The organism is Streptomyces sp. R35 (genome assembly GCF_041053035.1).
Lineage (GTDB): Bacteria > Actinomycetota > Actinomycetes > Streptomycetales > Streptomycetaceae > Streptomyces > Streptomyces lutosisoli.
Genome location: NZ_CP163440.1, coordinates 619,694 through 643,327, shown reverse-complemented (window position 1 = coordinate 643,327; position 23,634 = coordinate 619,694). Strand labels below are relative to the sequence as shown.

18 protein-coding genes and 1 pseudogene are annotated in these 23,634 nt (G+C 70.9%); 12 read left to right on the top strand and 7 right to left on the bottom strand.

Annotation, left to right across the window (positions count from 1 at the left end; translation table 11 throughout):
- Window positions 1-272: 272 nt before the first annotated feature.
- The gene (gene adhE / locus AB5J50_RS03220; protein WP_369254680.1) at window positions 273-2,966 is read right to left on the bottom strand and encodes a bifunctional acetaldehyde-CoA/alcohol dehydrogenase; all 2,694 of its coding nucleotides are present in this window, start codon (window positions 2,964-2,966) and stop codon (window positions 273-275) included.
- Between the two features lie 496 nt (window positions 2,967-3,462).
- Between adhE and AB5J50_RS03215 the strand changes: the two genes are divergently transcribed.
- Window positions 3,463-3,660, top strand: coding sequence for a hypothetical protein (locus tag AB5J50_RS03215; RefSeq protein WP_369254678.1), 198 nt, complete (start codon window positions 3,463-3,465; stop codon window positions 3,658-3,660).
- A gap of 260 nt (window positions 3,661-3,920) precedes the next feature.
- On the opposite strand, the gene AB5J50_RS03210 is transcribed toward AB5J50_RS03215, so the two are convergent.
- Both AB5J50_RS03210 and AB5J50_RS03205 read right to left on the bottom strand, forming a co-directional pair.
- On the bottom strand, window positions 3,921-4,622 hold the full coding sequence (locus tag AB5J50_RS03210; protein WP_327426106.1) for a CBS domain-containing protein: 702 nt from the start codon (window positions 4,620-4,622) through the stop codon (window positions 3,921-3,923).
- Between the two features lie 322 nt (window positions 4,623-4,944).
- Window positions 4,945-5,982 (bottom strand): nitroreductase family protein, encoded by a 1,038-nt coding sequence (locus tag AB5J50_RS03205; RefSeq protein ID WP_369254676.1) that lies wholly within the window; start codon window positions 5,980-5,982, stop codon window positions 4,945-4,947.
- Window positions 5,983-6,263: 281 nt separating this feature from the next.
- On the opposite strand from AB5J50_RS03205, the gene AB5J50_RS03200 reads away from it, so the two are divergent.
- From AB5J50_RS03200 to gap, 4 genes are all read left to right on the top strand, one after another.
- Entirely contained in the window at window positions 6,264-6,863 is a 600-nt protein-coding gene (locus AB5J50_RS03200; protein WP_369254674.1) for a hypothetical protein, read from the top strand.
- Window positions 6,864-7,717: 854 nt separating this feature from the next.
- Window positions 7,718-8,347, top strand: a complete 630-nt coding sequence (locus tag AB5J50_RS03195; RefSeq protein WP_369254672.1) for a hypothetical protein — start codon at window positions 7,718-7,720, stop codon at window positions 8,345-8,347.
- A gap of 72 nt (window positions 8,348-8,419) precedes the next feature.
- Complete coding sequence (locus tag AB5J50_RS03190) at window positions 8,420-8,701, top strand: hypothetical protein (protein ID WP_369265760.1); 282 nt, start codon at window positions 8,420-8,422, stop codon at window positions 8,699-8,701.
- A gap of 55 nt (window positions 8,702-8,756) precedes the next feature.
- Entirely contained in the window at window positions 8,757-9,773 is a 1,017-nt protein-coding gene (gene gap, locus AB5J50_RS03185; RefSeq protein ID WP_369254670.1) for a type I glyceraldehyde-3-phosphate dehydrogenase, read from the top strand.
- Window positions 9,774-10,085: 312 nt separating this feature from the next.
- On the opposite strand, the gene AB5J50_RS03180 is transcribed toward gap, so the two are convergent.
- The gene (locus tag AB5J50_RS03180; protein ID WP_369254668.1) at window positions 10,086-10,499 is read right to left on the bottom strand and encodes a universal stress protein; all 414 of its coding nucleotides are present in this window, start codon (window positions 10,497-10,499) and stop codon (window positions 10,086-10,088) included.
- A gap of 169 nt (window positions 10,500-10,668) precedes the next feature.
- On the opposite strand from AB5J50_RS03180, the gene AB5J50_RS03175 reads away from it, so the two are divergent.
- The 4 genes from AB5J50_RS03175 to AB5J50_RS03160 all read left to right on the top strand — a co-directional run bounded on the left by AB5J50_RS03175 (window position 10,669) and on the right by AB5J50_RS03160 (window position 16,640).
- Window positions 10,669-13,362: a GNAT family N-acetyltransferase gene (locus tag AB5J50_RS03175; protein ID WP_369254666.1), complete on the top strand. Its 2,694-nt coding sequence runs from the start codon at window positions 10,669-10,671 to the stop codon at window positions 13,360-13,362.
- A 12-nt stretch (window positions 13,363-13,374) separates the two neighbouring features.
- Window positions 13,375-14,106, top strand: coding sequence for a CBS domain-containing protein (locus tag AB5J50_RS03170; RefSeq protein ID WP_369254664.1), 732 nt, complete (start codon window positions 13,375-13,377; stop codon window positions 14,104-14,106).
- Window positions 14,107-14,132: 26 nt separating this feature from the next.
- Window positions 14,133-14,642: a flavodoxin domain-containing protein gene (locus AB5J50_RS03165; RefSeq protein WP_369254662.1), complete on the top strand. Its 510-nt coding sequence runs from the start codon at window positions 14,133-14,135 to the stop codon at window positions 14,640-14,642.
- A 237-nt stretch (window positions 14,643-14,879) separates the two neighbouring features.
- Window positions 14,880-16,640 carry a GAF domain-containing protein gene (locus AB5J50_RS03160; protein ID WP_369254660.1) on the top strand — a complete coding sequence of 587 codons (1,761 nt, stop codon included), beginning with the start codon at window positions 14,880-14,882 and terminating at the stop codon, window positions 16,638-16,640.
- Window positions 16,641-16,733: 93 nt separating this feature from the next.
- Here the strand turns inward: AB5J50_RS03160 and AB5J50_RS03155 are convergent.
- The 3 genes and pseudogenes from AB5J50_RS03155 to AB5J50_RS03145 form a co-directional block, all read right to left on the bottom strand.
- A pseudogene (locus AB5J50_RS03155) lies at window positions 16,734-17,435 on the bottom strand (LuxR C-terminal-related transcriptional regulator).
- A 223-nt stretch (window positions 17,436-17,658) separates the two neighbouring features.
- The gene (locus AB5J50_RS03150) at window positions 17,659-18,321 is read right to left on the bottom strand and encodes a CBS domain-containing protein (RefSeq protein WP_369254658.1); all 663 of its coding nucleotides are present in this window, start codon (window positions 18,319-18,321) and stop codon (window positions 17,659-17,661) included.
- 28 nt (window positions 18,322-18,349) lie between these two features.
- On the bottom strand, window positions 18,350-18,814 hold the full coding sequence (locus AB5J50_RS03145) for a Crp/Fnr family transcriptional regulator (RefSeq protein WP_369254656.1): 465 nt from the start codon (window positions 18,812-18,814) through the stop codon (window positions 18,350-18,352).
- Window positions 18,815-19,114: 300 nt separating this feature from the next.
- Here AB5J50_RS03145 and AB5J50_RS03140 point away from each other — a divergent pair, with 300 nt between their 5' ends.
- The 3 genes from AB5J50_RS03140 to AB5J50_RS03130 are packed head-to-tail and all read left to right on the top strand — an operon-like array spanning window position 19,115 to window position 23,523.
- Complete coding sequence (locus tag AB5J50_RS03140; RefSeq protein ID WP_369254654.1) at window positions 19,115-20,023, top strand: universal stress protein; 909 nt, start codon at window positions 19,115-19,117, stop codon at window positions 20,021-20,023.
- Between the two features lie 22 nt (window positions 20,024-20,045).
- Window positions 20,046-22,676, top strand: a complete 2,631-nt coding sequence (ppdK, locus tag AB5J50_RS03135) for a pyruvate, phosphate dikinase (protein ID WP_369254652.1) — start codon at window positions 20,046-20,048, stop codon at window positions 22,674-22,676.
- 28 nt (window positions 22,677-22,704) lie between these two features.
- Entirely contained in the window at window positions 22,705-23,523 is an 819-nt protein-coding gene (locus tag AB5J50_RS03130) for a universal stress protein (protein ID WP_369254650.1), read from the top strand.
- Window positions 23,524-23,634 lie beyond the last annotated feature (111 nt).

The window sequence follows — 23,634 nt, the reverse complement described above, 5'->3', positions numbered from 1 at the left end:
TCGGAGCCGTTTGGCGGCAGTGGGCGAAGAGGGGCCGAAGGGCCCCATCACCTCAGGCGCATCGGCCCCACCGGGTCCGTGCGGCCGGGGTCGGACGGCGCTTTGGCGCTGCCCCCTCGACCCCTGCCACGGCCGTCCTCGTGGAGGGGCGCCTACGAGGCAGCCGTCGCCCGGATGGTGTGGGCGGCGACGAGCCACGAGGCCTGCCCACACGGTCGTCTGAACACGCCAGGCCTGGTCAGTTCACCGGAACGGCGGCTGCGATGCGCGCGCTACGGTCGTTCTGCCCGTTCGTCGTCCGGAGGGCCCTGCACACGGCCGTAGTAGGCCGTACGCATGAGTTCCTGCATGTCGTCGAGCATGGGCATCCGCGGGTTGGCCGGGGCGCACTGGTCCTCGTAGGCGTTGAGAGCCTGCTGGGGGAGTGCGTCCAGGAAGGACCGCTCGTCGACGCCGAGAGCCTGGAACGTCGGCTCGATACTCAAGGCGTCGCGGAGGCGTTCCACTGCTGAGGCGAGGGACTCGACGCCCTCGGCCGGGGTGGTGGCGGGCAGTCCGAGGGTCTGGGCGATGTCCTGAAAGCGTTCGGGGGCACGGTAGTTCTCGTACTTGGGCCAGCCGGTGGGCTTCGTGGGGACGGTGCCGTTGTAGCGGATGACGTGCGGAAGCAGAACGGCGTTGGTACGGCCGTGCGCGATATGGAAGGTGGCGCCGAGGGTGTGGGACATGGCGTGGACGATGCCGAGGAAGGCGTTGCCGAAGGCCATGCCCGCGATGGTGCCCGCGTTGTGCATCTTCTCCCGGGCCTCCGGCCGGGCCGCGCGGTCGTTCACCGCTGCCTCGATGTTGGCGAAGATCAGCCGGATCGCGTGCAGGGCGAGGCCGTCGGTGAAGTCGTTGGCGTAGACCGACACGTACGCCTCTATGGCGTGGGTGAGGGCATCGAAGCCGCTGTCGGCGGCCAGCGCCCGGGGCAGCCCAGTAGTGAGGAGCGGGTCGATGATGGCCACACTGGGAGTGAGGGCGTAGTCGGCCAGCGGGTACTTCTTGCCGGTGGCGGGGTCGGAGATGACGGCGAACGGGGTCACCTCGGCGCCGGTGCCGGAGGTGGTGGGGATGCACACCAGGCGGGCGAGCCGGCCGAGGACGGGGAAGCGGAAGGCGCGCTTGCGGATGTCGGAGAACTTGTGCCGCATGTCGGCGAAGTCGACGTCCTTGCCCTCGGCCTGCTGTTCGTACAGCAGCCACATCACCTTGGCCGCGTCCATGGGAGAGCCGCCGCCGAGCGCGATGATGGTGTCCGGGTGGAAGTCGCCCATCAGGCGAGCGCCGCGCCGGACGGAGTCGATGCTGGGCTCGGGTTCGACGTTGTCGATGACCTGGATGGTGACCGGTTCCCGGCGCCGCCGTAGCACGCGCTCGACCCGGTCGACGAGGCCGAGCCGGGTCATCGTCGCGTCGGTGACGATGGTGACGCGGTGAACCTCCGGCATGGAGGCGAGGTACTGGATGGCCTGTGGCTCGAAGTAGATCTTCGGTGGGACCTTGAACCACTGCAGGTTGTTGCGGCGCACCGAGACGCGCTTGACGTTCAGCAGCTGGGCGGCGGACACGTTGTTCGACACCGACGTGCTGCCCCAGGAGCCGCACCCCAGTGTCAGTGACGGCAGCAGGCTGTTGTAGATGCCGCCGATCGCGCCCTGGGAGGACGGGGCGTTGACGATGATCCGCACGGTCTTCATGCGCCTTCCGTACGCCTCCGCCAGCGCGAGGTCCTCGGTGTGGATGACGGCGCTGTGCCCCTGCCCGTGAAAGGCCACCATGTCGGCGGCCAGGTCGAAGCCCCGCTGCTCGGAGTCGGCGCGGAGCACGGCGAGGACCGGGCAGAGCTTCTCCCGGGTGAGCGGTTCGTCCGCGCCGACCCGGTCGGCCTCGACCAGGATGAGCGACGTGTCGTCCGGCACGGAGAATCCGGCCTGCTCGGCGATCCAGGCCGGGCTCTGGCCGACGGCCGCGGAGTTGACCTTGGGCTCGCAGCCCGCGCCCGCGGTGCCCGCGGGGAACAGGAACGCCTCCAGCTTGGCCTTCTCCTCGGCGGTCGCCAGATGGGCGTGCAGGGTGAGGAATTCGGCGAGGGCCGAGTCGTAGATCTCCTCGTCCAGGATGACGGCCTGTTCGGAGGCGCAGATCATGCCGTTGTCGAACGACTTGGACAGCACCAGGTCGTTTACGGCTCGGCGCAGCTTGGCGGTCCGGTGGACGTAGGCGGGGACGTTGCCGGCGCCCACTCCCAGAGCGGGCTTGCCCGCCGAATAGGCGGCCTTGACCATGGCGTTGCCGCCGGTGGCGAGGATCAGGGAGACACCTGGGTGTCGCATCAGGGCGCCGGCCGCCTCCACGGACGGGGCCTCGATCCACTGCACGCAGTACTCGGGCGCACCCGCTGCGACCGCCGCGTCGCGCACGATGCGGGCCGCCTGCAAGCTGCAGCGCTGAGCGGAGGGGTGGAAGGCGAACACGACCGGGTTACGTGTCTTCAGCGCCATCAGTGTCTTGAAGATCGTGGTGGAGGTCGGGTTGGTCACGGGAGTGATGGCGCACACCACGCCGACGGGCTCGGCCACCTCGATCATGTCCTCGATGTCGTCGCGGGCGATGACGCCCACCGTCTTCATCGGGCCCATGCTGTGCGTGACGTGCTCGCAGGCGAACATGTTCTTGGCGGCCTTGTCCTCGAAGACGCCGCGTCCGGTCTCCTCCACCGCGAGCCGCGCGAGCGCGGTGTGCTGGTCCAGGGCGGCGACCGACGCCTTCTTCACTATGTGGTCGACCTGCTCCTGATCGAGCGCCTCATAGTCGGCGAGTGCCTTGAGCCCGTTCGTCACCAGCCGGTCCACCGTGATGGCGATGTCGGACGGCGTGGCGGCGGGGCCGGCGGTCGCGGCTGGGTCGTCGTGGCGGGTCATGGGGGCGAGCCTCCGTTGTCGAGAGGGCACCGCCGCAGAGGCGGCGGCGCGTGGAGGGAACGGCACGGCTGGGGGAGAGAAAGAGACCGGTACCGCTCCCACCAGCACCGTCTCTCGTCCGGGGTGCTCCGGCCCAGGTCCCGTTGGTCCCTTTGTCGGGCTGACCGGCCCCGAAGCCTCCGGGCCGCGCTACGCGCCCTGGGCGAGCTGGGTGGGGAACACGGTCTGTTCGTCGAACAGTTCGCGGTTCTGGAGAGAGTGGACTCGGGTCATTCCGTTGGTCTTGCGGGAGCCAGGCAGGGGCGAGGGCGCAGGTCGCGTTGGCGAACTCCCTCAGGAGTCCTCTCACACGGCCTACCTGGCCCAAGGCCAGTGAACCCCCGCGTACAAGGGCCGTTGTGGACCTCTGACAGGCCCTATTGGCCCATGCGCCCCGCCCTGCGGCGGGGTTGGCTGGAAGCACAGAGAAGGACATCGACGAGGGAGGGCGAGGGCAGTGGGTACCAGTCTCACACCGGAGTTTTGGGAGCGGTTCGCGGTGCTGCTCGTGCTTGCGGCGGGTCTGACGTGTGTCCTCGCCGCGGTCTTCGACGATCTCGCCGTCCGGGTCCTGCGCAGTCGGGCACACAGGACGCCGCCACAGGCGCCGTACCGGCCGGAGCGGAACGACCGCCGTGCGTCGGTGCACTGCTGAGGCGTTCGGCGAGCAATGCTTCGTGGGCTGGGGACTTGGTCCCCGGCCCGCGCCGCGTGTCACAGGCACCCAGTGACATCAAAACTCGGTTCTGGCACAGATCTTGGGGATCGGTCACCGAGGGTCGCTGAAGCAGACCACCGGGCTGAGCTGGGAGGTTTGGTGCGCGACCGGCTCGGGGCACAGTTGTGTCCCAGGTGCTCTGGAGCGAGCCCGTACTGATCTGCGGTTTCACTCGGGAGGCGGCATCCGGCTGCCCGTCAAGGTGCCAGTTGAGCGCGGCGTGGTGAGCCGGTGTCCAGGGTTTCGGCGGTGTCGTCCGTCCGGTGGCTCAGCTGTTCGGTCACGTCCACTACTCCGTCCACGCCTTGGCACAACCGCACGGCGACGGGGATGAGGGATTTCCGTTCGACGGTTCCCTTCAGGGACACCCGGCCGTCCACGACACGAACGGTCACCGAGTCGGGGGCGATGCCCAGCGTGCGGACCAGTACGTTCCCGGAGATCTCCTCGCGGATGGCACTGTCACCGCGTAGGAACACCCGCAACAGGTCGGCGCGGCTGATCAGTCCGATCAGCCGGTCGGCTTCGTCCACCACCGGCAGCCGCTTGATGTGGTAGCGCTCCATCACCTGGGCGGCCTCCACCACTGTCCATTGCGGCCGGGCCGTGATGGCCGGGCTGTTCATCAGGCCTTCAGCGGTGGTCGCCTCCCGCTTGGCCCGGTCGACGGGGCGCGAGTGCAGGACCGGCAGCAGCCCTGCGGGGTCCAGCTGGCCCGCCTCCTTGCGCAGTAGATCCGCCTCGGAGACCACACCCACGGGCCGGTCGTCGTCGTCCACGACCGGTACCGCCGTGATGTCGTACTCGGCGAGCAGCTTGGCGATCTCCTTGAAGCCGGTGTTTTTGCGTACTCGTACGACCGATGTCGTCATCAGATCGCTCACCATCCGGTGCTGCATGACTCCCGCCTCCTGCGTCACATGTGTCCCCCTTCCACTGTGCGGCGCCCTGGGCCGTCGCCCCATGGGCCGGTCGGCCCCGGCTACGGCCGACCGGCCCGGTGGGCGCGAGACGTCGATGCTGAGGAGACGTGTGCGGGAGCGCCGGTCAGGTGACCGGAGGCCAGCCGGGAGTTCGCGATCGCGCGGGCCTGTGAGGTGCACCTGGTCAGCAGCACCGCGAGCCATGCTTTCCAGGTCCGCCGGCCGCCACACGGTCGAACGAGAACCGACGCGAGACCGTTCTGCCCTTGTGCCCACGGCGCTTTCGCAGCCTGCTCGGTCAGTGCTGATCTGCCTGAGGGCCAGTGCCGTCGAGACCGAGGTCGAGGTAGGGGTCGGGGTCCGGGTCGAGGAAGAGGCGCGGTGTGCGGCGCGGAGTGGGAGGTCCTTCCGGGCCGTAGCCGAGTCGGATGAGCATCTGGACGTGGTCGAACGGAGACGTCGCGGAACGCAGCTCGTCGCGGAGATCGGTCCACTCCAGGGCCTGGTGCAGAAGCGAGGTGCGCACTCCGTGGGCTGTCGCGACGAGCAGGACGCGCTCAAGAGCCTGTCCGGCCCGGAGCCAGTCGATGCGCCGGTCGTGACAGGTGCTGAGCGACACGAGCGTAGGTGTCCGTTCGAACGGCCGGGCCGGTAGCTGTTCCAGGGATCGCCGCGCGCTGAAGTCACGCAGAGGAAGCTGCTCAAAGGTGTCCTGGGGCCCGAGCGCCGTGGACGGGATGCCGGTGTCCGCGGCCCCGTCCCGGTTCGTCCAGCGGCGGCTTTCGGTGCTGCGTGACGGGTCGGCGTGGTTGCGGTGCTCCGCTTCGGCGGTGACCCGTAGCAGCCGCGCAGTCTCGCGCGGTCCGGTGACGGCGAGCGTCGCGCCTTCGGAGTGGGCGGCTTCGGCAAGTTCGTGGAGCACGGCCCTGGGAACAGGTTGGTTGGCGAAGGGGAAGCGGCTGCTGTGCCGGTGCCAGATCGCCTCGTACAGGTCGTCGCCGTGGAGTGTGCGCGGGCTGGTGCGCATGGTGATGTGCGTGGAGGCGAGCAGACCGGGGTGGTGGGGATCCGGGAGCAGCCGAGTGACCGGCTTCCAGCCGAACTGACTCACCGCTACCCGCAGATTGAACAGGGCCGCGCCGGCGGAGATGTGCAGGGCCCGGCCGTGCGGGTCCTCGTGCGGAAGCCCCCGCTCGGCGGCGGCGTGGATCTCCATGGTGGTCGAGTCGGCGTCGAGACGGAAACGCCAGGGCTGCGTGTTGTGCATCGAGGGCGCGGCGACGGCCGCCGAGATCAGCTTCTCCAACGCTGATGAGTCGAGATATGTGGCAGACATGCGGGCCTCCTCTCGGACGAGGCGAGCTGCAGGGCGTGCGATGCCCTGAGCCTGCTGCCGTGAGAAGAGCGGGGCGAAGGGGCCGTCCGGCCCCAACCTGAGGCTGGGTGGGTACCGAGAGCGGGCAGCAGCGCCGAGTGGCCCCTCCTGGCCCGGAGTCTGGCCTGCTGGTCCCCGATGGAGGGTCCGGTCGGTCCCTCCCGTTTGGTGGGCGCCGGTGGGACGTTCCTCGCAGCAACTGACAGGGAGTGCTGTCGGTACTCGGAAGGGGGTGTGCACCGATGGCGAGCACGTGTCGTACGAAGGCGGCGAAGGTGTGGTTGTGGCGCTGGCGGCGTAATCCATTGCGGCGTCACAGCGATCGCGTGGAGGCTTGGATCGTGCTCGTCACCTGGGCATTCGTGCTGCAGGTCGGGGTGCTCGCGGGCCTGGCGGCGGCGGAGTCGGTGCAAAGTGGCCTTGCCGAACAACGCGCCGGATCGCGCGCGATCCCGGCTGAGCTGACCGAGGACGCGGCGAAAACCGCGCTCACCAGGACGTCCGTTTTCAGCGGCGACGACAAGGTATGGGGGACGGTTCGCTGGACCGCCGCTGACGGTACGGCGCACAGGGGGCGGACAAGGGTTGAGCCGAGCAGCGCCGCGGGCGCCACGGTCACCGTGTGGACGGACGACAAGGGCAGGTTGGTGGCGAAGCCCGTCACCGCATCTCAGGCGCGACTGCGGGCGGTGTTCACCGGCGTGCTGGCCGGACTGGGCGGCGGCGTCGCGGTGCTGGTCTGCGGACGGCTCGTACGCGTCGGTCTGGACCGGCGTCGCGTGGAACAGTGGGACGCGGAGTGGGAGCGGATCGGACCCAAGTGGAGCCGCGCGACCGGATGAAAGGCGCAGGCCGGGGACATCGCCGGGCCGGTAGGCCCACCCGCAGCCCGGTCTGGGCGCGCCACGCTGGAAGCACCAGGCAAGAAGGACGGTGTCCTCACCGTCACTGTTCCAGTACCGGAGGCGAAGACGGGTACCAGGAACTTCCCCGTGCAACACGTCTGAGCGTGGGTTCACCGTGCGCGGCCGGGAGATTCCTTCCGGCCGCGCACATGTCCGCCCATCGCCCGCCCGCCGGGCCATCGCCGGTTCACGGTGTCGCATTGCGCGTCCGCGTCCTTGATCGTGGGCCCTGTGACGAGGGGGCGGCGTCCGAACCGCCGGAGAGGTCGCATCTGACATCGACCACGCCCTCGACGGCCGACACACCAGACGGGCGGCGACGGGCGTCAGTGAGGAGTCCTCGGACTTCCCGGTGAGTGTCACGACGCCGTCTCTCACCTGCACCCCCTCGGGACGTCATGTACGGACGAGGGCGGGATCCAGGAAGGGGGCGGGACACGAGACGCAGATGCACGGACCGTCTGCGGATGACCTGCTCTCGCAGATGCGTGAACCCCTCGTCACTGTGCTGACCAGCGTGCGTACGGAGGCCGGCGCTGCCCGCCTGGGCGCGCAGGAGCGGAGGCGTCACGGGCCTCCCGATCCCGGAGCGGGGTCGTTGGGACCCACCGCTCGGCGCGGTCGCCGTCGTACCCGCCCTGGACCACAAGTCCAACAGGCCTTGCAGATAGGGCCGTTCAGCCCCACGGCCGCGGCCCTTCGGCATCCGCCGCCATGTGCCCCGCGCCACCAGAGTGGTTGCTGTCGGGCACCGGTCCGGCACTCTCCGATTCCCCGAAGGGATCACCATCATGGCCGTGCACGAGCACCCTCACCGGAGCCCGGGGTTCCACCTGCCGTCGTTCCGCAGGAGCCGGACCGCGTCCACCTCTGAGTCCGCCGTGTCGGCGAGCACCGACACACACTCTCTGCGGGCCTACTCCTTCGCCTCGCTCCGGCTGCTGACGGGGTTCGTCTTCCTGTGGGCGTTCCTCGACAAGACCTTCGGCTTCGGTTATGCCACTGCGTCGGGCAAGGGCTGGATCGACGGCGGCTCGCCGACCAAGGGCTTCCTCGGTGGCGTGGCCGCGGGGCCGATGGAGTCCACCTTCCACTCCTGGGCGGGCGACACCTGGGCCGACTGGCTGTTCATGGCCGGCCTGCTGGGTATCGGGCTCGCCCTGATCGGCGGGATCGCGCTGCGGCTGGCCGCTGTCGCGGGCACGGCGTTGATGGCGCTGATGTGGATCGCCGAGTGGCCGCCCGCCAAGCACCTCTCCGACGGCTCGGCCAGCATGTCCCCCAACCCGTTCGTGGACTACCACCTCATCTACGCCGTCGTCCTCATCGCCCTGGCGCTGGTCGCGGCAGGCGACACCCTCGGCGTCGGCAAGCTCTGGGCCAAGCTGCCCATCGTCCGGAACCACGGCTGGCTGCGCTGACCGCTGGAGAGGAGGGCCGGCCTCATACAGGGGGCCGTCTTCTCCTCCGCCGGCCGCGGGTCCATGGGGCCGATGGGTTCCTTCCGGGGACCCGCGGCCCCTGCACCGCGCCCCCCTCACGACGCGACGCTGGAACCGGCGTCGAGCGATCCCGGTTCAGGAGGTGGAGATCATGCCCCGCACCGTCTGCTGCGGCGCCATCTGCCCGAGCTGGCCGTGCCGGTGGTGAACCTCGTCGACATGACCCGGCTGCTGCGTCAGCTGATGGCCGACGCCCGCACCCGGCAGCACGCCTGGATCCGCGAACACGGCACCGACCTGCCCGAGGTCACCGACTGGACCTGGACCGCCTGAAAACCCCTACCCCGCATCAGCTGAAAACCCCACCCCCGCGAAGGAGTTCATCGCCATGACCGTACGCGTCGGCATCAACGGCTTCGGCCGCATCGGCCGCACCTATCTGCGCGCGGCACTCGACCGGGCGGAGGCGGGCACCCAGGACGTCGAGGTGGTCGCCGTCAACGACATCGCGCCGCCCGCCACCCTGGCCCACCTCCTGGAGTACGACTCGACGTTCGGACACATCGGACGTGAGGTCCTGCACGACGACAGCTCGATCACCGTCGACGGCCGACGCATCTCCGTCTCCGCCGAGCGCGACCCGGGGGCCCTGCAGTGGTCCGACCACGGCGCCGACATCGTCATCGAGTCCACCGGCCGCTTCCGTGACCGCGACGCCGCCGCACTGCACCTGAAGGCCGGCGCCCACACGGTGCTGCTCTCGGCGCCCGGCAAGAACGCGGACGCGACCATCGTGATGGGTGTCAACGACGACACCTACGACCGGCACAGCGACCGGATCGTGTCCGCCGCCTCCTGCACCACCAACTGCGTCGCGCCCATGGTCAAGGTGCTCCACGAGGCCTTCGGCATCGAGCGCGGCGTGATGACCACCATCCACGGCTACACCAATGACCAGTCCCTGCTGGACGGTCCCCACAAGGATCTGCGCCGGGCCCGCTCGGCGGCCCTCAGCATCATCCCGACCAGCACGGGAGCCGCCCGCGCCGTCGGGCTGGTGGTACCGGAGCTGGCCGGCGCCCTGGACGGCATCGCGGTGCGCGTGCCCGTCGAGGACGGCTCGCTCACCGACCTCGCGGTGGTTCTGCGGACGGCGGCGACGGCAGAGGAGGTCAACACCGCCTTCGCCGAGGCGTCGGAGGGACCACTGAACGGCATCCTCCGCGTCTCGAAGGCGCCGATCGTCTCCCGGGACGTCATCGGCGACCCCGCCTCCTGCGTCTTCGACCCGGCCCTGACCCAGGCCAACGGCACGCTGGTGAAGGTCTTCGGCTGGTACGACAACGAGTGGGGCTACACCAACCGGCTCCTCGATCTCACCGCACTGGTGGCCGACAACCGTTGACAGCGGAGCGACGCGGCCCGCGTACCCCGTCTGCTGCGGGGCGCGGGCCGCCGTGGTCCTCGACACCGACTGCGTCATCCGGTGCCGCTGCCGGAGCTGTCCGAGCCCGGCTTCACCATTCGCACCGAGGCCATCGCGGGGTGCAACTGTGCCTGGCTGCTGACCAGTTGAGGATCTCGGTGTCTCATCCGACCGGGATCCGATCGACGTCGCCCGGGCGCACCGCACCATGTCCGTGGCGCCCGGGGAATCCTGCACCCTCACCCTCACCCTCACCCTCACCCCGCCGACCGTGACCGGACGGTCCTTGCGTCAGCGCGGAACCACGGTCACCGGGCACTCGGCGTGCTCCAGCACGGCCCGCAGTGTGGACCCCAGCGACCGGCCCGCGCGGCCGACCACCAGGAGCCCCGCCGAGGCCGACGCATGGACCAGGGCCGCCGACGGGCTCTGCAAACGGACGTCCTCGTAGACGTCCACCTGCGGATACTTCTCCCGCCAGGGCCGCAGCGCGTCCGACAGCAGTTGGACCTCCTGGTCCTCCCACGCGCCACGGTCCTCCTCCGGCACCGCGTAGGGCATCCACTGCTCGGCGGCGGACGGGAGCTGCCAGGCATGCACGGCGTGCAGCCGGGCACCGCGGCGCCGGGCTAGGTCGAACGCGAAGTCCACGACCGCGCTCACCGGATCACGGGCGTCGACCCCGACAACGATCGGCTCGGTCATGACAGTTCGTCCCTCCGTGCGTACGGGAGTCCAGGGTGTCCACCATCCGCCGTGGTCCGGCCTTTGATGCAGGGGCCGACCGGCCCATACGGCGCACCCGATCAGCCCCTGGGACGGAGCCGCGCAGCGCTGGATGCTCGAAGGGCCAAGAGGTTTGAGGAGGCCGAAGATGACGGACGACGAGCGCGACCGCCCCACCGTGCACGCCCTGCTCGCGGACGGCACCACCGTGTGCATACGGTCCGTGCGGCCCGGTGACCACGAGCAGCTGCGAGGACTCTACGAGGAGATGTCAACGGAGAACCTCCGGCTGCGGTTCTTCGCCGCGAGCCGCCGCTCCGCCGACCTGGCCGCAGACCGGGCCGCGGCGCCGGCGCGCCCCGGTTACCGCGCGCTGCTCGCCGAGACCCAGGGCCGGGTGATCGGCCTCGCCGAGTACGAGACCGGCGACGACGCGCAGACGGCCGAGATGTCGATCGCCGTGGCCGACGGGCTGCACCACCGAGGCGTCGGCACCCTCCTTGTCGAACACCTCGTCTCCGCGGCCCGTGCGGACGACGTCACCACGTTCACCGCCGACGCGCTCAGCGAGAACTACGAAGTGCTCCGGCTCTTCACCGACCTGGGCCTGCGCGCCGCACGCCGGTTCGAGGGCCCCGAGGTGCGCTGCACCATCGCACTCGCCGAGGACGACACCTATCTTTCAGCCGTCGAGGCCCGTGGCCGGGCCGCCGACATCGCCAGCCTGGAACCTCTGCTGCGCCCCGACGTGGTCGCCGTGGTCGGCGCCGGCCGCAGGCCCGGATCGGTGGGACGGGCCCTCCTGCACCATCTGCACGCCGGCGGATTCACCCGGCGGCTCTTCGCGGTGAACCCGCACGTCTCGTCGATCCTCGGCGTGCCGTCCTACCCGTCGGTCGGCGCCCTGCCCAAGGTCCCCGATCTCGCGGTCCTCGCGATCCCGGCCGATGCCCTGCCCGCCACGGCCGAAGAGTGCGGCAAGGCCGGCGTCCGGGCGCTGCTCGTGGTGACCGCCGGGCTCGACAGCGACCAGGCGGAAGCGCTCATGGCAGCGTGCCGCACCTACGGCATGCGGCTGGTCGGCCCCAACTGCCTCGGCATCTCCAACACCGACCCGAGGCTCCGCCTCGACGCCACCTTCGCCGCCGGCCATCCGCGCCCCGGCACGGCGGGCGTCGCCGTACAGTCCGGCGGCGTGGGCATCGCCCTGCTCGACGGGCTGTCCCGGCTCGGCATCGGCGTCTCCTCCTTCGCGTCGCTCGGCGACAAGTACGACGTCAGCGGCAACGACATGCTCCAGTGGTGGGAGAGCGACGGCCGTACCGACCTCGCCCTGCTGCACCTGGAGTCCTTCGGCAACCCGCGGGCATTCGCCCGCACCGCCCGGCGCGTGACCCGCCGCATGCCCGTCCTGACGGTCGACGCGGGCCGTACCGAGGCCGGTCGCCGTGCCGCCGCCTCGCACACCGCGGCCGCCGCGACCCCGACCGTGACCCGGCAGACGCTGTTCACCCAGGCGGGCATCACCGCCACCGGCTCGGTGGGTGAACTCCTCGAAACGGCCGCCCTGTTGCACTCCCAGCCGCTACCGGACGGGACCCGCGTGGCGATCGTCACCAACGCGGGCGGCGCGGGTGTCCTCGCGGCGGACGCCTGCGCCGAGGCCGGACTGTCCCTGCCCGCCCCCACCCCCGAACTGATCGACGACCTGCTCGCGCTGCTGCCCGAGGGCGCCGCCGTGGGCAACCCCGTCGACGCCACGGCGGCCGTCACGGAAGACCAGCTCAGGGACTGCGTGGACCGGCTTCTGCGGTACCCGGGTATCGACGCCGTGCTGGTGGCTCTCGTCCCCACCGCCGTCGCCGTGGCGACCGGCGACGACCTCGTGCGCGCCCTCACCGACGGCCCCGGACGGCGGGAACGGCCGGTCGCCGTCGTACGCCTTGAGCAGGACCTGCCGGTCAAGCTGCTGCCCACGCCGGAGGGCGGTGCCATCCCTTCGTACGCCGAGCCGGTCGCGGTGGCGCGGGCCCTGGCGCACGCCGCCCGTCGTACGGCCTGGCTGAACCGGCCCGCGGGCACGATCCCGGAGCTGACGGAGGTCGACACGGCCCGAGCGCACACGGTCGCCGAGACCTACCTCGCCGCCCATCCGGACGGCGGCTGGCTCGACCCGCGCACCTGCGCCGAACTCCTCGCCTGCTACGGCATTCCGCAACTCCCGTGGGCCTGGGCCGAGACCGAGGACGACGCCGTCATCGCCGCCGAACGACTGCGTGGTGCCGACGGCCGCGTGGTCATGAAGGCACAGTGGCCCGGCCTGGTCCACAAGAGCGAACAGCACGCGGTCCATCTCGACCTCCAGGGTGACGCCCAAGTGCGCGCCGGCTTCCGGGACTTCGAGACCCGCTTCGCCGGACTCATGACCGGGGTCGTCGTCCAGCCGCTGGCCGCGCGCGGCACCGAGCTGTTCGCAGGCGTGACGCAGGACGAGGTCTTCGGCCCCCTGGTGCTGTTCGGGCTCGGCGGTACGGCGACCGAGGTGCTGGCCGACTACGCCGCCCGGCTCGCCCCGCTGACCGACCACGACGTTCACGACCTGATCACCGCGCCGCGCTGTGCGCCACTGCTGCTGGGCGCGCACGGCAGCCGGCCGGCCGATCTCGAGGGCCTCGAACAGCTCCTGCTGCGGCTGTCCCGTATGGCGGGCGAGCTGCCGCAGCTCGCCGAGGCCGACTTCAACCCCGTCCTGGCGACACCGGCCGCGGCCACCGTGCTGGACGCACGCGTCCGCCTGCTGCCGCGCCGGGCCCAGGACCCCTATTTGCGCCGACTGCGCTGAGGAGGAACAGACATGAGGCAGAAGAAGGTTGGATCGGTCATGGCGACGGAGGTCGTCACCGTCCGGTACGACACGCCGTTCAAGGAAGTGGCACGGCTGCTTGCAGAGCACCGCATCAGCGGGCTGCCGGTGGTCGACGAGGACGACAAGGTCCTCGGTGTGATTTCCGAGACCGATCTCATGGTCCGGCAGGCGGGTGTACCCGACCCCTACGAGACGCCGCGCCGCCCCCGGTTCGCCGGGCTGACCCGCGGAGCCCGTCGGCAGGCCGCGAAGGAGCACGCCCGTACGGCCGGACAGCTGATGTCCGTGCCGCCGGTCACCGTGCATGCCGACGACACCATTGCTGAGGCGGCCCGGACCATGGCACACAACCGCGTGGAGCGGCTGCCGGTGGTGGACGAGGAGGACCGGCTGGTCGGCATCGTCACCCGCCGCGACCTGATACAGGTCTTTCTGCAACCGGACGACGTCATCCGTCGCGAGGTGATCGACGAGGTGCTGGTCCGCACGCTGTGGCTGGCCCCCTCGGCCGTCAACGTCGGTGTGCACGAGGGTGTCGTCACCCTCGACGGCCATGTGGAGCGCCGGAGCGAGGCGGAGATCGCCGTCTCCATGACCGACCGGATCGACGGCGTGGTCGCCGTGACGGACAAGCTCACCTACCGGATGGACGACTCGCACCTGCGGCCGGACGAGCCGGCCCTGCACGGAGTCACCGAGGAATGGCTGCGAAAGCTCTGAACCAAGGCGAGAGGAGGGGTACCGCCATGCTGAGCAAGGTGGTCGTCGCCTACGGGACGACGAACGGATCGACCGCGCGGATCGCGGAGACCATCGCGGAAGTCCTGCGCAAGGAGGGCGTGCTCGCCGAAGCGGTGCCCGCTCGCTTCGTGACGGACATCGAGTCGTACGACGCCCTGGTGGTGGGCGGCGGGCTGTACGCGGGGCGCTGGCACAAGGACGCCCGCCGCTTCGTCCGTCGGCACGGCCGGGCACTCGCCGGGCGACCGCTGTGGTTCTTCAGCAGCGGTCCCCTCGACGCCTCGGCCACGGAGAAGGACATACCGCCCGTTCCTGGCGTGCGGCGGGCCATGACGCGGCTCAACGTCCGGGAACACGTCACGTTCGGGGGCTGCCTGGAAGGAGGGGCCAAGGGATTCATCGCCCGGAAGATCGTTTCCTCCGGGAAGGGCGGGGACTTTCGTGACTTCGGGCAGATCGAGGCGTGGGCCGCGCGCGTCGGTACCGAGCTGGTGTCCGGCGCACCGGCGGAATGAACCCCGCGCCGATTCGGGACCGGGCGCAACCGGACCCTTTCCGGCTTGCGCCCTGACGCCGCCCTGAAGCCTGATGCGACCGGACGAGACTCCGACGACCGGGGGCTGGTGTCTGAACCGCGTTCAGGATTTCCGTCGTCGGAGGGGTGCGTGGTGCCGCCGAGGCCTCCCAGGCAGTACCGTGACGGCAGTCGAACTGGTGCGCGGCCTTGTCCGCTTGATGGGCCGGAGGAAGCGATGGGCGCGGACGCGCGCGGGGGTTCTGAGCAGCATCTGCCCAAGCTTCGGCTCGACGAGTTGCTGGGCGAGCTGCAGGTGCGCATCGACGCGGTGCGGGGTACCCGGGACCGTCTGCACAGCCTGCTGGAGGCGGTCCTGTCGGTCGGACGGGAGCTGGACCTGCCGCAGGTGCTGCGCAGCATCGTCGAGGCCGCTGTGGTCCTGGTGGACGCGGAGTACGGGGCGCTGGGCGTGATCGGCGGTGACCGGAAGCTGTCCGAGTTCCTCACTGTCGGGATCGACGAGGAGCGGCGGTCCCGGATCGGGGCGCTGCCCAGTGGGCACGGGCTTCTCGGCGAGCTCATCCGGCACCCGGAGCCTCTGCGGCTGCCGGAGCTCTCGGAGCATCCGGAGTCGTACGGCTTCCCCGCCCACCACCCGCCGATGCATTCCTTCCTCGGCGTGCCGATCCGGGTACGCGACGAGGTGTTCGGCAACCTCTACCTCACCGAGAAGCGCAACGAGCGGGAGTTCGACGCGGAGGACGAGTCCGTCCTGTCGACCTTGGCCGTGGCCGCCGGGGTCGCCATCGAGAACGCCCGGCTGTACGAGGAGACCAGGCTCCGCGAACGCTGGCAGCGGGCCAGCGGCAAGGTCACCAGTGTTCTCCTGACCGGAGCACCCAGCGCGGAGGTGCTGGAGCTGATCGTCGACGAGGCCCGGAAGATCGTCTCCGCGGACATGGGCATGATCGCGGACAACATACCGGGCGAGCAGGCGCTGCGGCCGGCGCTCGCCGTCGGGCTCGGCGCGGAGCAGCGCGGTGGCTTGGTGATGTCGGCCCGGGCCGGCTTGGTCGGAGCCGCGCTCAGCTCCGCGGAGCCGGTGGTCAGCTCCGACATCCAACGCGATGCCCGCGAGGGCGAGGGGGAGCCCCAGTGGGCCGGGCTCGGACCCGTGGTCGCGGTGCCGCTCGGTACCAGCGGGAAGGCCCGGGGCGTGCTGCTGCTGGGGCGGGTGCAGGGCGGCGCGCCGTTCGGCGATGCGGACACCGGGCCGCTGCTCGGGTTCGCCGACCAGGCGGCACTGGCGCTGGAGCTGGCCGAGCGACGGCGGGACGCGGAACAGATCGCGCTGCTTCAGGACCGTGACCGTATCGCTCGTGACCTGCACGACCTCGCCATCCAGCGGCTCTTCGCGGCCGGGATGACGCTGCAGAGTGCCCAGCGCTTCATGGAGCACCCCGAGGGCATGGAGCGGCTGGCGCGGACCGTCGACGACCTCGATGACACCATCAAGATCATCCGGTCCACGATCTTCGGCCTGCGTACACACGGCGGAAGAGGCCGGGAGGGCAACGGATTGCGCGGCCGGGTGTCCGAGGCGGTCACGGCATCCACCACGTCGTTCGGTTTCGCGCCCGCGCTGCGGATCGAGGGGCTCGTCGAGACCGATGTCCCCGGCGACATCGCCGACCACGCGGTTGCGGTGCTCGGCGAGGCGCTGAGCAACGCGGCCCGGCACTCCGGCGCTCAAGCCGTGGACGTCCGACTTCAGTGCGCCGGGGGCGAGTTGACGCTCACGGTGACGGACGACGGCTGCGGGATGTCCGGTGACGTCCAGCGCAGCGGGCTGAAGAACATGGAGGAGCGGGCCGTGGGTCTCGGCGGAACACTGACACTCGGCCAGCGGCCCGAGGGCGGTGGCACGCGGCTGGTGTGGTGGGTGCCGGTGGGTCCGGCCGGCGCGGCGACGGCCGGCGGCTCGGCGAACGGCTGAGACCGTCGGTGCCGCGGGTGTCCGGACTTCTTCGGCCGCGGACGGACGGGGGCCGACCGCGTCGTTCCCCCTCGCCTCTGAAGGGATACGGATTCAATGTGCGGGGAGGCTGGCGGTGTTGGGGTGCTCCAGCTGGCTGGCCAGGACCGCCGCCTGGACCCTGCGCTGGACACCGAGCTTGGCCAGGAGCCGCGAGATGTGGTTCTTGACCGTCTTCTCGGACAGGTGGAGCTTCTTGCCGATCTCGCGGTTGGTGAGCCCGTCCCCGATCAGCGCGAGAATCTCCCGCTCGCGGGGTGAGAGGCTGGCGAGTTCGGGCGCGAGTGCCGGGGCCTCGGTGGGGTCCGCGCGCAGGGAGCGCATCAGCCGGGCCGTGGTCGTGGGGTCCAGCATCGACTGCCCGGATGCCACCGTGCGTACCGCCGAGACCAGGTCGGAACCGCGGATCTGCTTGAGCACCTAGCCCGAGACTCCGGCCATGATGGCGTCGAGCAGGGCTTCCTCGTCGTCGAACGAGGTCAGCATCAGACAGGACAGCTCCGGCATCCGGCTGCGCAGCTCCCGGCAGACGCTGATCCCGTCGCCGTCCGGCAGACGGACGTCCAGGACCGCGACATGCGGCCGCAGCGCCGGGCCGCGCACCAGCGCGTGCTCGACACTGCCCACATCGCCGACCACCGAGATGTCCGGCTCGGCGTCCAGGAGATCGGTCAGACCGCGGCGCACCACCTCGTGGTCGTCCAGCAGGAAGACCCGGATGGGGTCCTGTTCCGTGAACATGCGCGCCTCGGCCATGACGACCCCTTGTTCAGCGAGTTCTTGCGAGGAACCCCGGGCGTTTACGCCCGGGAGGAATCGCATCCTCAAGGCTGCGTTGTGGTTGTTCGGCCGCGGAGGGGCTGAGTGTCACGCGTGGCGGAGACCGCCGGGCGGGGACCATCCGTTCGTTCGATCGGGTGAGCGGCATCGAACGTGTGGTGGCATCTCGCGCGGGTGTGTACGTTCGGTCGGCCCCTGGTCACTGCTCCGGTCCGCGGGACGGCCCCGTCAGCTCGAACTCCACGTCCACCACACCTTCGACGGCCCGCACCAGGCGGGCGGCCACCGGCACCAACGAGGTGTCCCGGATCTGACCGGCGAGTGTGACGACACCATCCCTCACCTGCACGCGAACAGGGGACGAGGGGGCACGGAACAAGTACGACACGATTTCCCGCTGGACCTCCTCGGCGATGTCCTCGTCGTCCCGCAGGAACACCTTGAGGAGATCGCCGCGGCTGACGACGCCTTCGAGCTTGCCCATGTCGTCGACGACGGGGAGCCGCTTGACCTTGGCGTGTGCCATGATTCGCGCGGCCTGCGCCAGGGTCGCGTCCGCGTGGACGGTGACGACCGGGGCCGTCATCAGGTCCTCGGCGGTCACCGCGCCGGCCTTGGTGAGGTCCGAAAGGCGCCGAAGCTGGGTGTTGCGGTCCGGGTCTCCGTCCCGGAACTCCTCCTTGTGCAGCAGGTCAGCCTCGGAGACGACGCCGACCACGCGGTCCTCGCCTTCCAGGACGGGCAGGGCACTGACCTTCCACTGCTCCATCAACTGCACGATCTCTTTGAAGTTGGCCTTGCGGCCGACGGCGGCGACGGTGTGGGTCATCACGTCGCTGACGATGTGCGGGGTGCCGTGCATGCTGACTCCTCGGTGGATGGCGACGCGGTCAGCGAAGGCTTCCGCTGCCGTAGGGCGCGTACATGTCCAGCAGTCGGGTCCTGGCCGACCGCAGCCGGCGGGCGACGATGTCTCCCACCCACTGGCCCACGGCCATGCCCAGCGCCGGATCGGCCTGGCACATGCCGCGTACGACGTCGGCGTCGAACTCGTAGGCGCGCACCGGGCTCGTGGCCTCGGCGCCCAGGTGCCAGGTGTGCGGTCCGAACAGCCAGGACCAGCCGACGAGTTCGTTGTGCCCGACGGTCTCGATGACGGCCGCGCGGCGGCCGGGCACGCGCATGTCGAGGGCCACCGTGCCGGTACGGACGATCCAGAACCGGTCCGCTCGCCGGCCTTCTTCGAACAGGCGGGTTCCTTGGGGGAACGACACCTCCCGGGCTACGTGCTTCAGGCGCTCGCCGTGCTCGGCGGGCAACGCCCGCAGCATGCTGGAAGTGGGGGAAGCGTTCATGATCCTGTCCTCTTCCTGGAGCGCGATCCTGCCACCTCCAATCTCTCCTCGAAGCCCCGTCCTCACCATGGGCCGAGCGGCCCCGAGGCCGGGCCGTACGGCATCGCCCGGTGCATGCGGTCCGGCGTCTCATCGCGCCGCACGGGAGCGAGGCTGCCCGGGGGTGGAGGGGCGGGACGACACCGGGGCCATAGGGCCCCCCGAAAGGGCCTGCCCGGCCCCTGCACCCGGGCCCAGCCCGGTATCAGGCTCGATGGGGACAAGAGGAATCCACCGGTATGCACGCAGGAGGTGCGGACCATGCTTCGATACGTCGCCGCGGGGATCGACGGGACTCCCGAAGGTCTGGCCGCCGCGCACTGGGCGGCCAGGGAAGCCGTGCGCCGAGGCACGGCGCTGCGGCTGGTGCACGCCTGGGAGCGGCAGCCGCGGCCCGCCCCGGCCGTGCCCGCGGACATGTCGCAGCGGTCCTGGGCCGAGGACATGGTGGCGCAGGCGTCGGACAGCGTGCGCGCCGCGCACGCCGGCCTGCGGGTCGTCACCCGCTCGGTCGCCGACGCGCCGGTCGGGGCCCTGCTCGCGGCGGCCGAAGAAGCCGATCTGCTGGTCATCGGCTCCCGTTGGATCAGCGGCGTCACGGGGTTCCTGACCGGGTCGGTGTCACAGCGGGTGGTCGCCAGGTCACCGCGTCCCGTGGTGCTGGTGCGGGCGGGGGAGTGCACCGCCCGCGAGCACTTCTCGGCGGTGGCCGGAATCTCCCCCGACGAGATACCCGAGACTCCGTACCGCGATGTCGTGCTCGGCTTGGACACGGACCGGCCCTGCGACGAACTCATCGAGTTCGCCTTCGACGCCGCCCGACTCCGTGCCACCCCGCTTCGCGTGATCCATGCCTTCAGCGCGCCGCCCGCCTACGCGGCGATCGACAGGCTCGCCCCGGTGAACGGCCCCGAGCTGCTCGCCGAGCACGAGCGCGCCGTGGTCGCGACGCTGCGCCCCTGGTGCGAGAAGTTCCCCGAGGTCGCCGTGACCGAGACCGTCACCGAAGGGCGCGCGGCCGGCGAGCTGATCCATGCCTCGGCCGGCGCGGCCCTCCTCGTGGTGGGCCGCCGGGTGCGGGGGAGCCTGCTCGGCAACCACCTCGGCTCCGTCGCACATGCCGCACTGCACCACGCACCCTGCCCCGTCGCCGTCGTCCCGCACGCCTGAACAGCCCCGGAGGATGAGAGAGATGACCAGGTACGTGTACGAATTCTCCGAGGGCGGCCGTGACATGGCGGACCTGCTCGGCGGCAAGGGAGCCAACCTGGCGGAGATGACCCGCCTGGGACTGCCGGTACCGCCCGGCTTCACCGTCACCACCGACGCCTGCCGGGAATACCTGGCAACGGGCGAGGAGCCGGGAGAACTGGCCGCCCAGGTCGCCCACGCGCTGGTGGAGCTGGAACGACGCACCGGTCATGAGCTGGGCGGCCGTGACAACCCCCTGCTGTTGTCCGTTCGTTCGGGCAGCAAGTTCTCGATGCCCGGGATGATGGAGACGATCCTGGACATCGGCCTCGGTGACGCATCCGTCCTCGGGCTCGCCAAGGCCACCGGCAGCGAGCACTTCGCGTGGGACTCCTACCGTCGTCTCCTCCAGATGTACGGCCGCACGGTCCTCGGTATCGCCCCGGAACGGTTCGACCGGCGCGGGAGCACCGACGACCCCGCCCAGCTCGTCGAGGACTTCAAGCAGGTGATCCGGGACGCGACGGGCGAGGAGTTCCCACAGGACCCCGGCGCGCAGCTGTACCGCTCGATCCGGGCCGTCTTCCGCTCCTGGAACAGCGAGCGCGCCCGCCTCTACCGCCGCCGTGAACACATCCCCGACGACCTGGGCACCGCCGTGAACATCCAGGTCATGGTCTTCGGTAACCGGGGTCCGGACTCCGGCACGGGAGTCGCCTTCACCCGCGACCCGGCCACCGGCGCCCGGGGTGTCTACGGCGACTACCTGCGGGACGCCCAGGGCGAGGACGTCGTCGCCGGTATCCGCAACGCCGTGCCACTCGCCGAGCTGGAGCGGCTCGACCCGTCCTCGTACCGGCAACTCATCGAGCACATGGGCACGTTGGAGCACCATTACCGCGATCTGTGCGACATCGAGTTCACCATCGAGCGCGGCACGCTCTGGATGCTCCAGACCCGGGTCGGCAAGCGCACCGCCGAGGCCGCCTTCCGTATCGCCGAGGCGCTCGTCGACGAGGAACTGATCGGCGAGGACGAAGCGCTCGCCCGCGTCGGAGGGGCGCAGCTCGCCCGACTGATGTTCCCCCGCTTCGAGGCACACGCCGAGACGAAGCCCCTGGCGCACGGGGTCCCGGCCTCTCCCGGCGCCGCCGTCGGAGCGATCGTCTTCGACTCGGCCGAGGCGGTGCGCCGCGCCGAGACGGGGGAGAAGGTGATCCTCGTACGCCGGGAGACCACCCCCGACGATCTGCCCGGGATGGTCGCGGCCGAGGCCGTGCTCACCAGCCGCGGCGGCAAGACCAGCCATGCGGCCGTGGTGGCGCGCGGCATGGGCAAGGTGTGCGTGTGCGGCGCCGAGGAACTGACGGTGGACGTCGAGGCACGGACGCTCACCGCACCCGACCGGACCGTGCTCGCCGAAGGCACGGTGCTCTCCGTGGACGGCACGGCGGGCACGGTCCACCTCGGGGCACTGCCACTGACCGACTCGACCGTCGGCCGCTTCCTGGACACCGGGGAACGCGGCGGGCCCTTGACGGACGCCGTGGCCCGCACCCTCGAACACGCCGACTCCGTACGGCACTTGGGGGTGCGCGCCAACGCCGACACCCCCGAGGACGCGGCCCGCGCCCGCCGCTACGGAGCCGAGGGGATCGGCCTGTGCCGCACCGAGCACATGTTCCTCGGCGAGCGACGCGGCCTGATCGAGGCGATGATCCTCGCCGAGGACGAGACCGGGCGGCGCGCCGCCCTGGACGCGCTGCTGCCGCTCCAGCGGGCCGACTTCAGCGGCATCCTGGCCGAAATGGACGGCCTGCCGGTGACCATCCGGCTGATCGACCCACCGCTGCACGAGTTCCTGCCCGACCGCACCGACCTCGCCGTCCGCGTCGCCACCCACCCCACCGCACACGACCGGCGCCTGCTGGCCGCCGTGGAGCGCATGCACGAGAGCAACCCGATGCTCGGGCTGCGCGGCGTTCGTCTGGGACTCGTTGTCCCGGGGCTGGTCGAGATGCAGGTACGGGCGATCGCCGAAGCCGTTGTGGAGCGGCTGCGGGACGGGGGAGACCCCCGGGCCGAGATCATGGTTCCGCTGGTCGGCACGGTCGGGGAACTGCGGATCGTGCGGGCGGCTGCGGAGCGCGTACTCGCCGAGGTGTCGAAGGCGTCCGGGCTCACCGTCGACTGCCCCATCGGCACGATGATCGAACTGCCCCGCGCCGCGCTGACCGCCGGCCGGATCGCCGAGGCCGCCGACTTCTTCTCCTTCGGCACCAACGACCTGACCCAGACGGCGTGGGGACTGTCCCGCGACGACGTCGAGGCGTCCTTCTTCCCCGCCTACCTCGCCCAGGGGATCTTCGCCACCTCGCCCTTCGAGACCCTCGACCGGGACGGCGTCGGCCGACTGGTCCGGATCGCCGTCGAGGAGGGCCGCGCGACGAACCCGACCCTGAAGATCGGCGTCTGCGGCGAACACGGCGGCGACCCGGACTCCATCCACTTCTTCCACGACACCGGCCTCGACTACGTCTCCTGCTCGCCGTTCCGCGTTCCCGCCGCCCGCCTGGAAGCGGGCCGCGCGGCGCTGGCGAACCGGGCCGACGGGGCGTCCGCGGCCACCTAGCCAACACCGACCAAGGGGAGGGAAAGACATGACCACCCGTCATGTGACCGTCGGCGTGGACGGTTCGCTCATCGCCGTACGGGCGTTGGACCGGGCCGCCGAGGAAGCGGTGCTGCGTGGCGCCCGGCTGGAGATCGTGTACGCCGTGCCCGACCTCGACGAGGCCGGCCCGGTACTGGCGTCCGCGGCTGCCCGGCTACGCGAGCGGCATCCCGGCCTGCCCGTCACGACCTCCGCCTTCGAGGGCGGACCGGTCCAGGCGCTGGCCCAGCACGGTCAGGACGCCGAGCTCACCGTGGTCGGTACGCGAGGGCTCGGCGGTGTCGGTGGCCTACTGTTCGGCTCGGTGAGCCTGCGGCTGGCCGCGCACACGCGCGGTCCGCTGCTCGTCGTCAGGGGGAACCACCAATCCGCCGGGCGCGGCGAGGTGTTGCTCGGCCTGGAAGGCGACGCCGACGCGGATGCCGCGGCGTTCGCCTTCGCGGAGGCGGAGCGCCGCGGGGTCCGGCTGCGTGTGCTGCACTCTGCGGCCCATCGGCGCCGGACGCCGGCACCCCCGGGCCCCGTCCCCGCGGATCGGGCGCGGGACGATGCTGCTGGGCACGTACTTACCGAACAGGCTGTACCGCGCAGTGCGGTTGCCGGGCTGCGGCAGCGCAATCCCCAGGTCGAGGTGGCGGTCCGCACGGTCGACTCCGACAGGGTTCACTCGCTGCTGGAGGCGACCCGCGAAGCCGCCGTCGTGGTCGTCGGTGCCCGCGGCCACTCCCACCGCATCGGCCCGCGACCGGGCCCGGTCACCGCCGCCCTGCTGCACCACTCCCACTGCCCGGTCGCGATCGTGTGAACGACCCTCGCGGGAGAACAGGACACGTGCCGGATGGGCCGGTCGGTCCCGGGCCGGGACCTGTGGCCCCTCCTGACGTGGGCCTGCCACCCGGAGACTGAGTCGCATCCC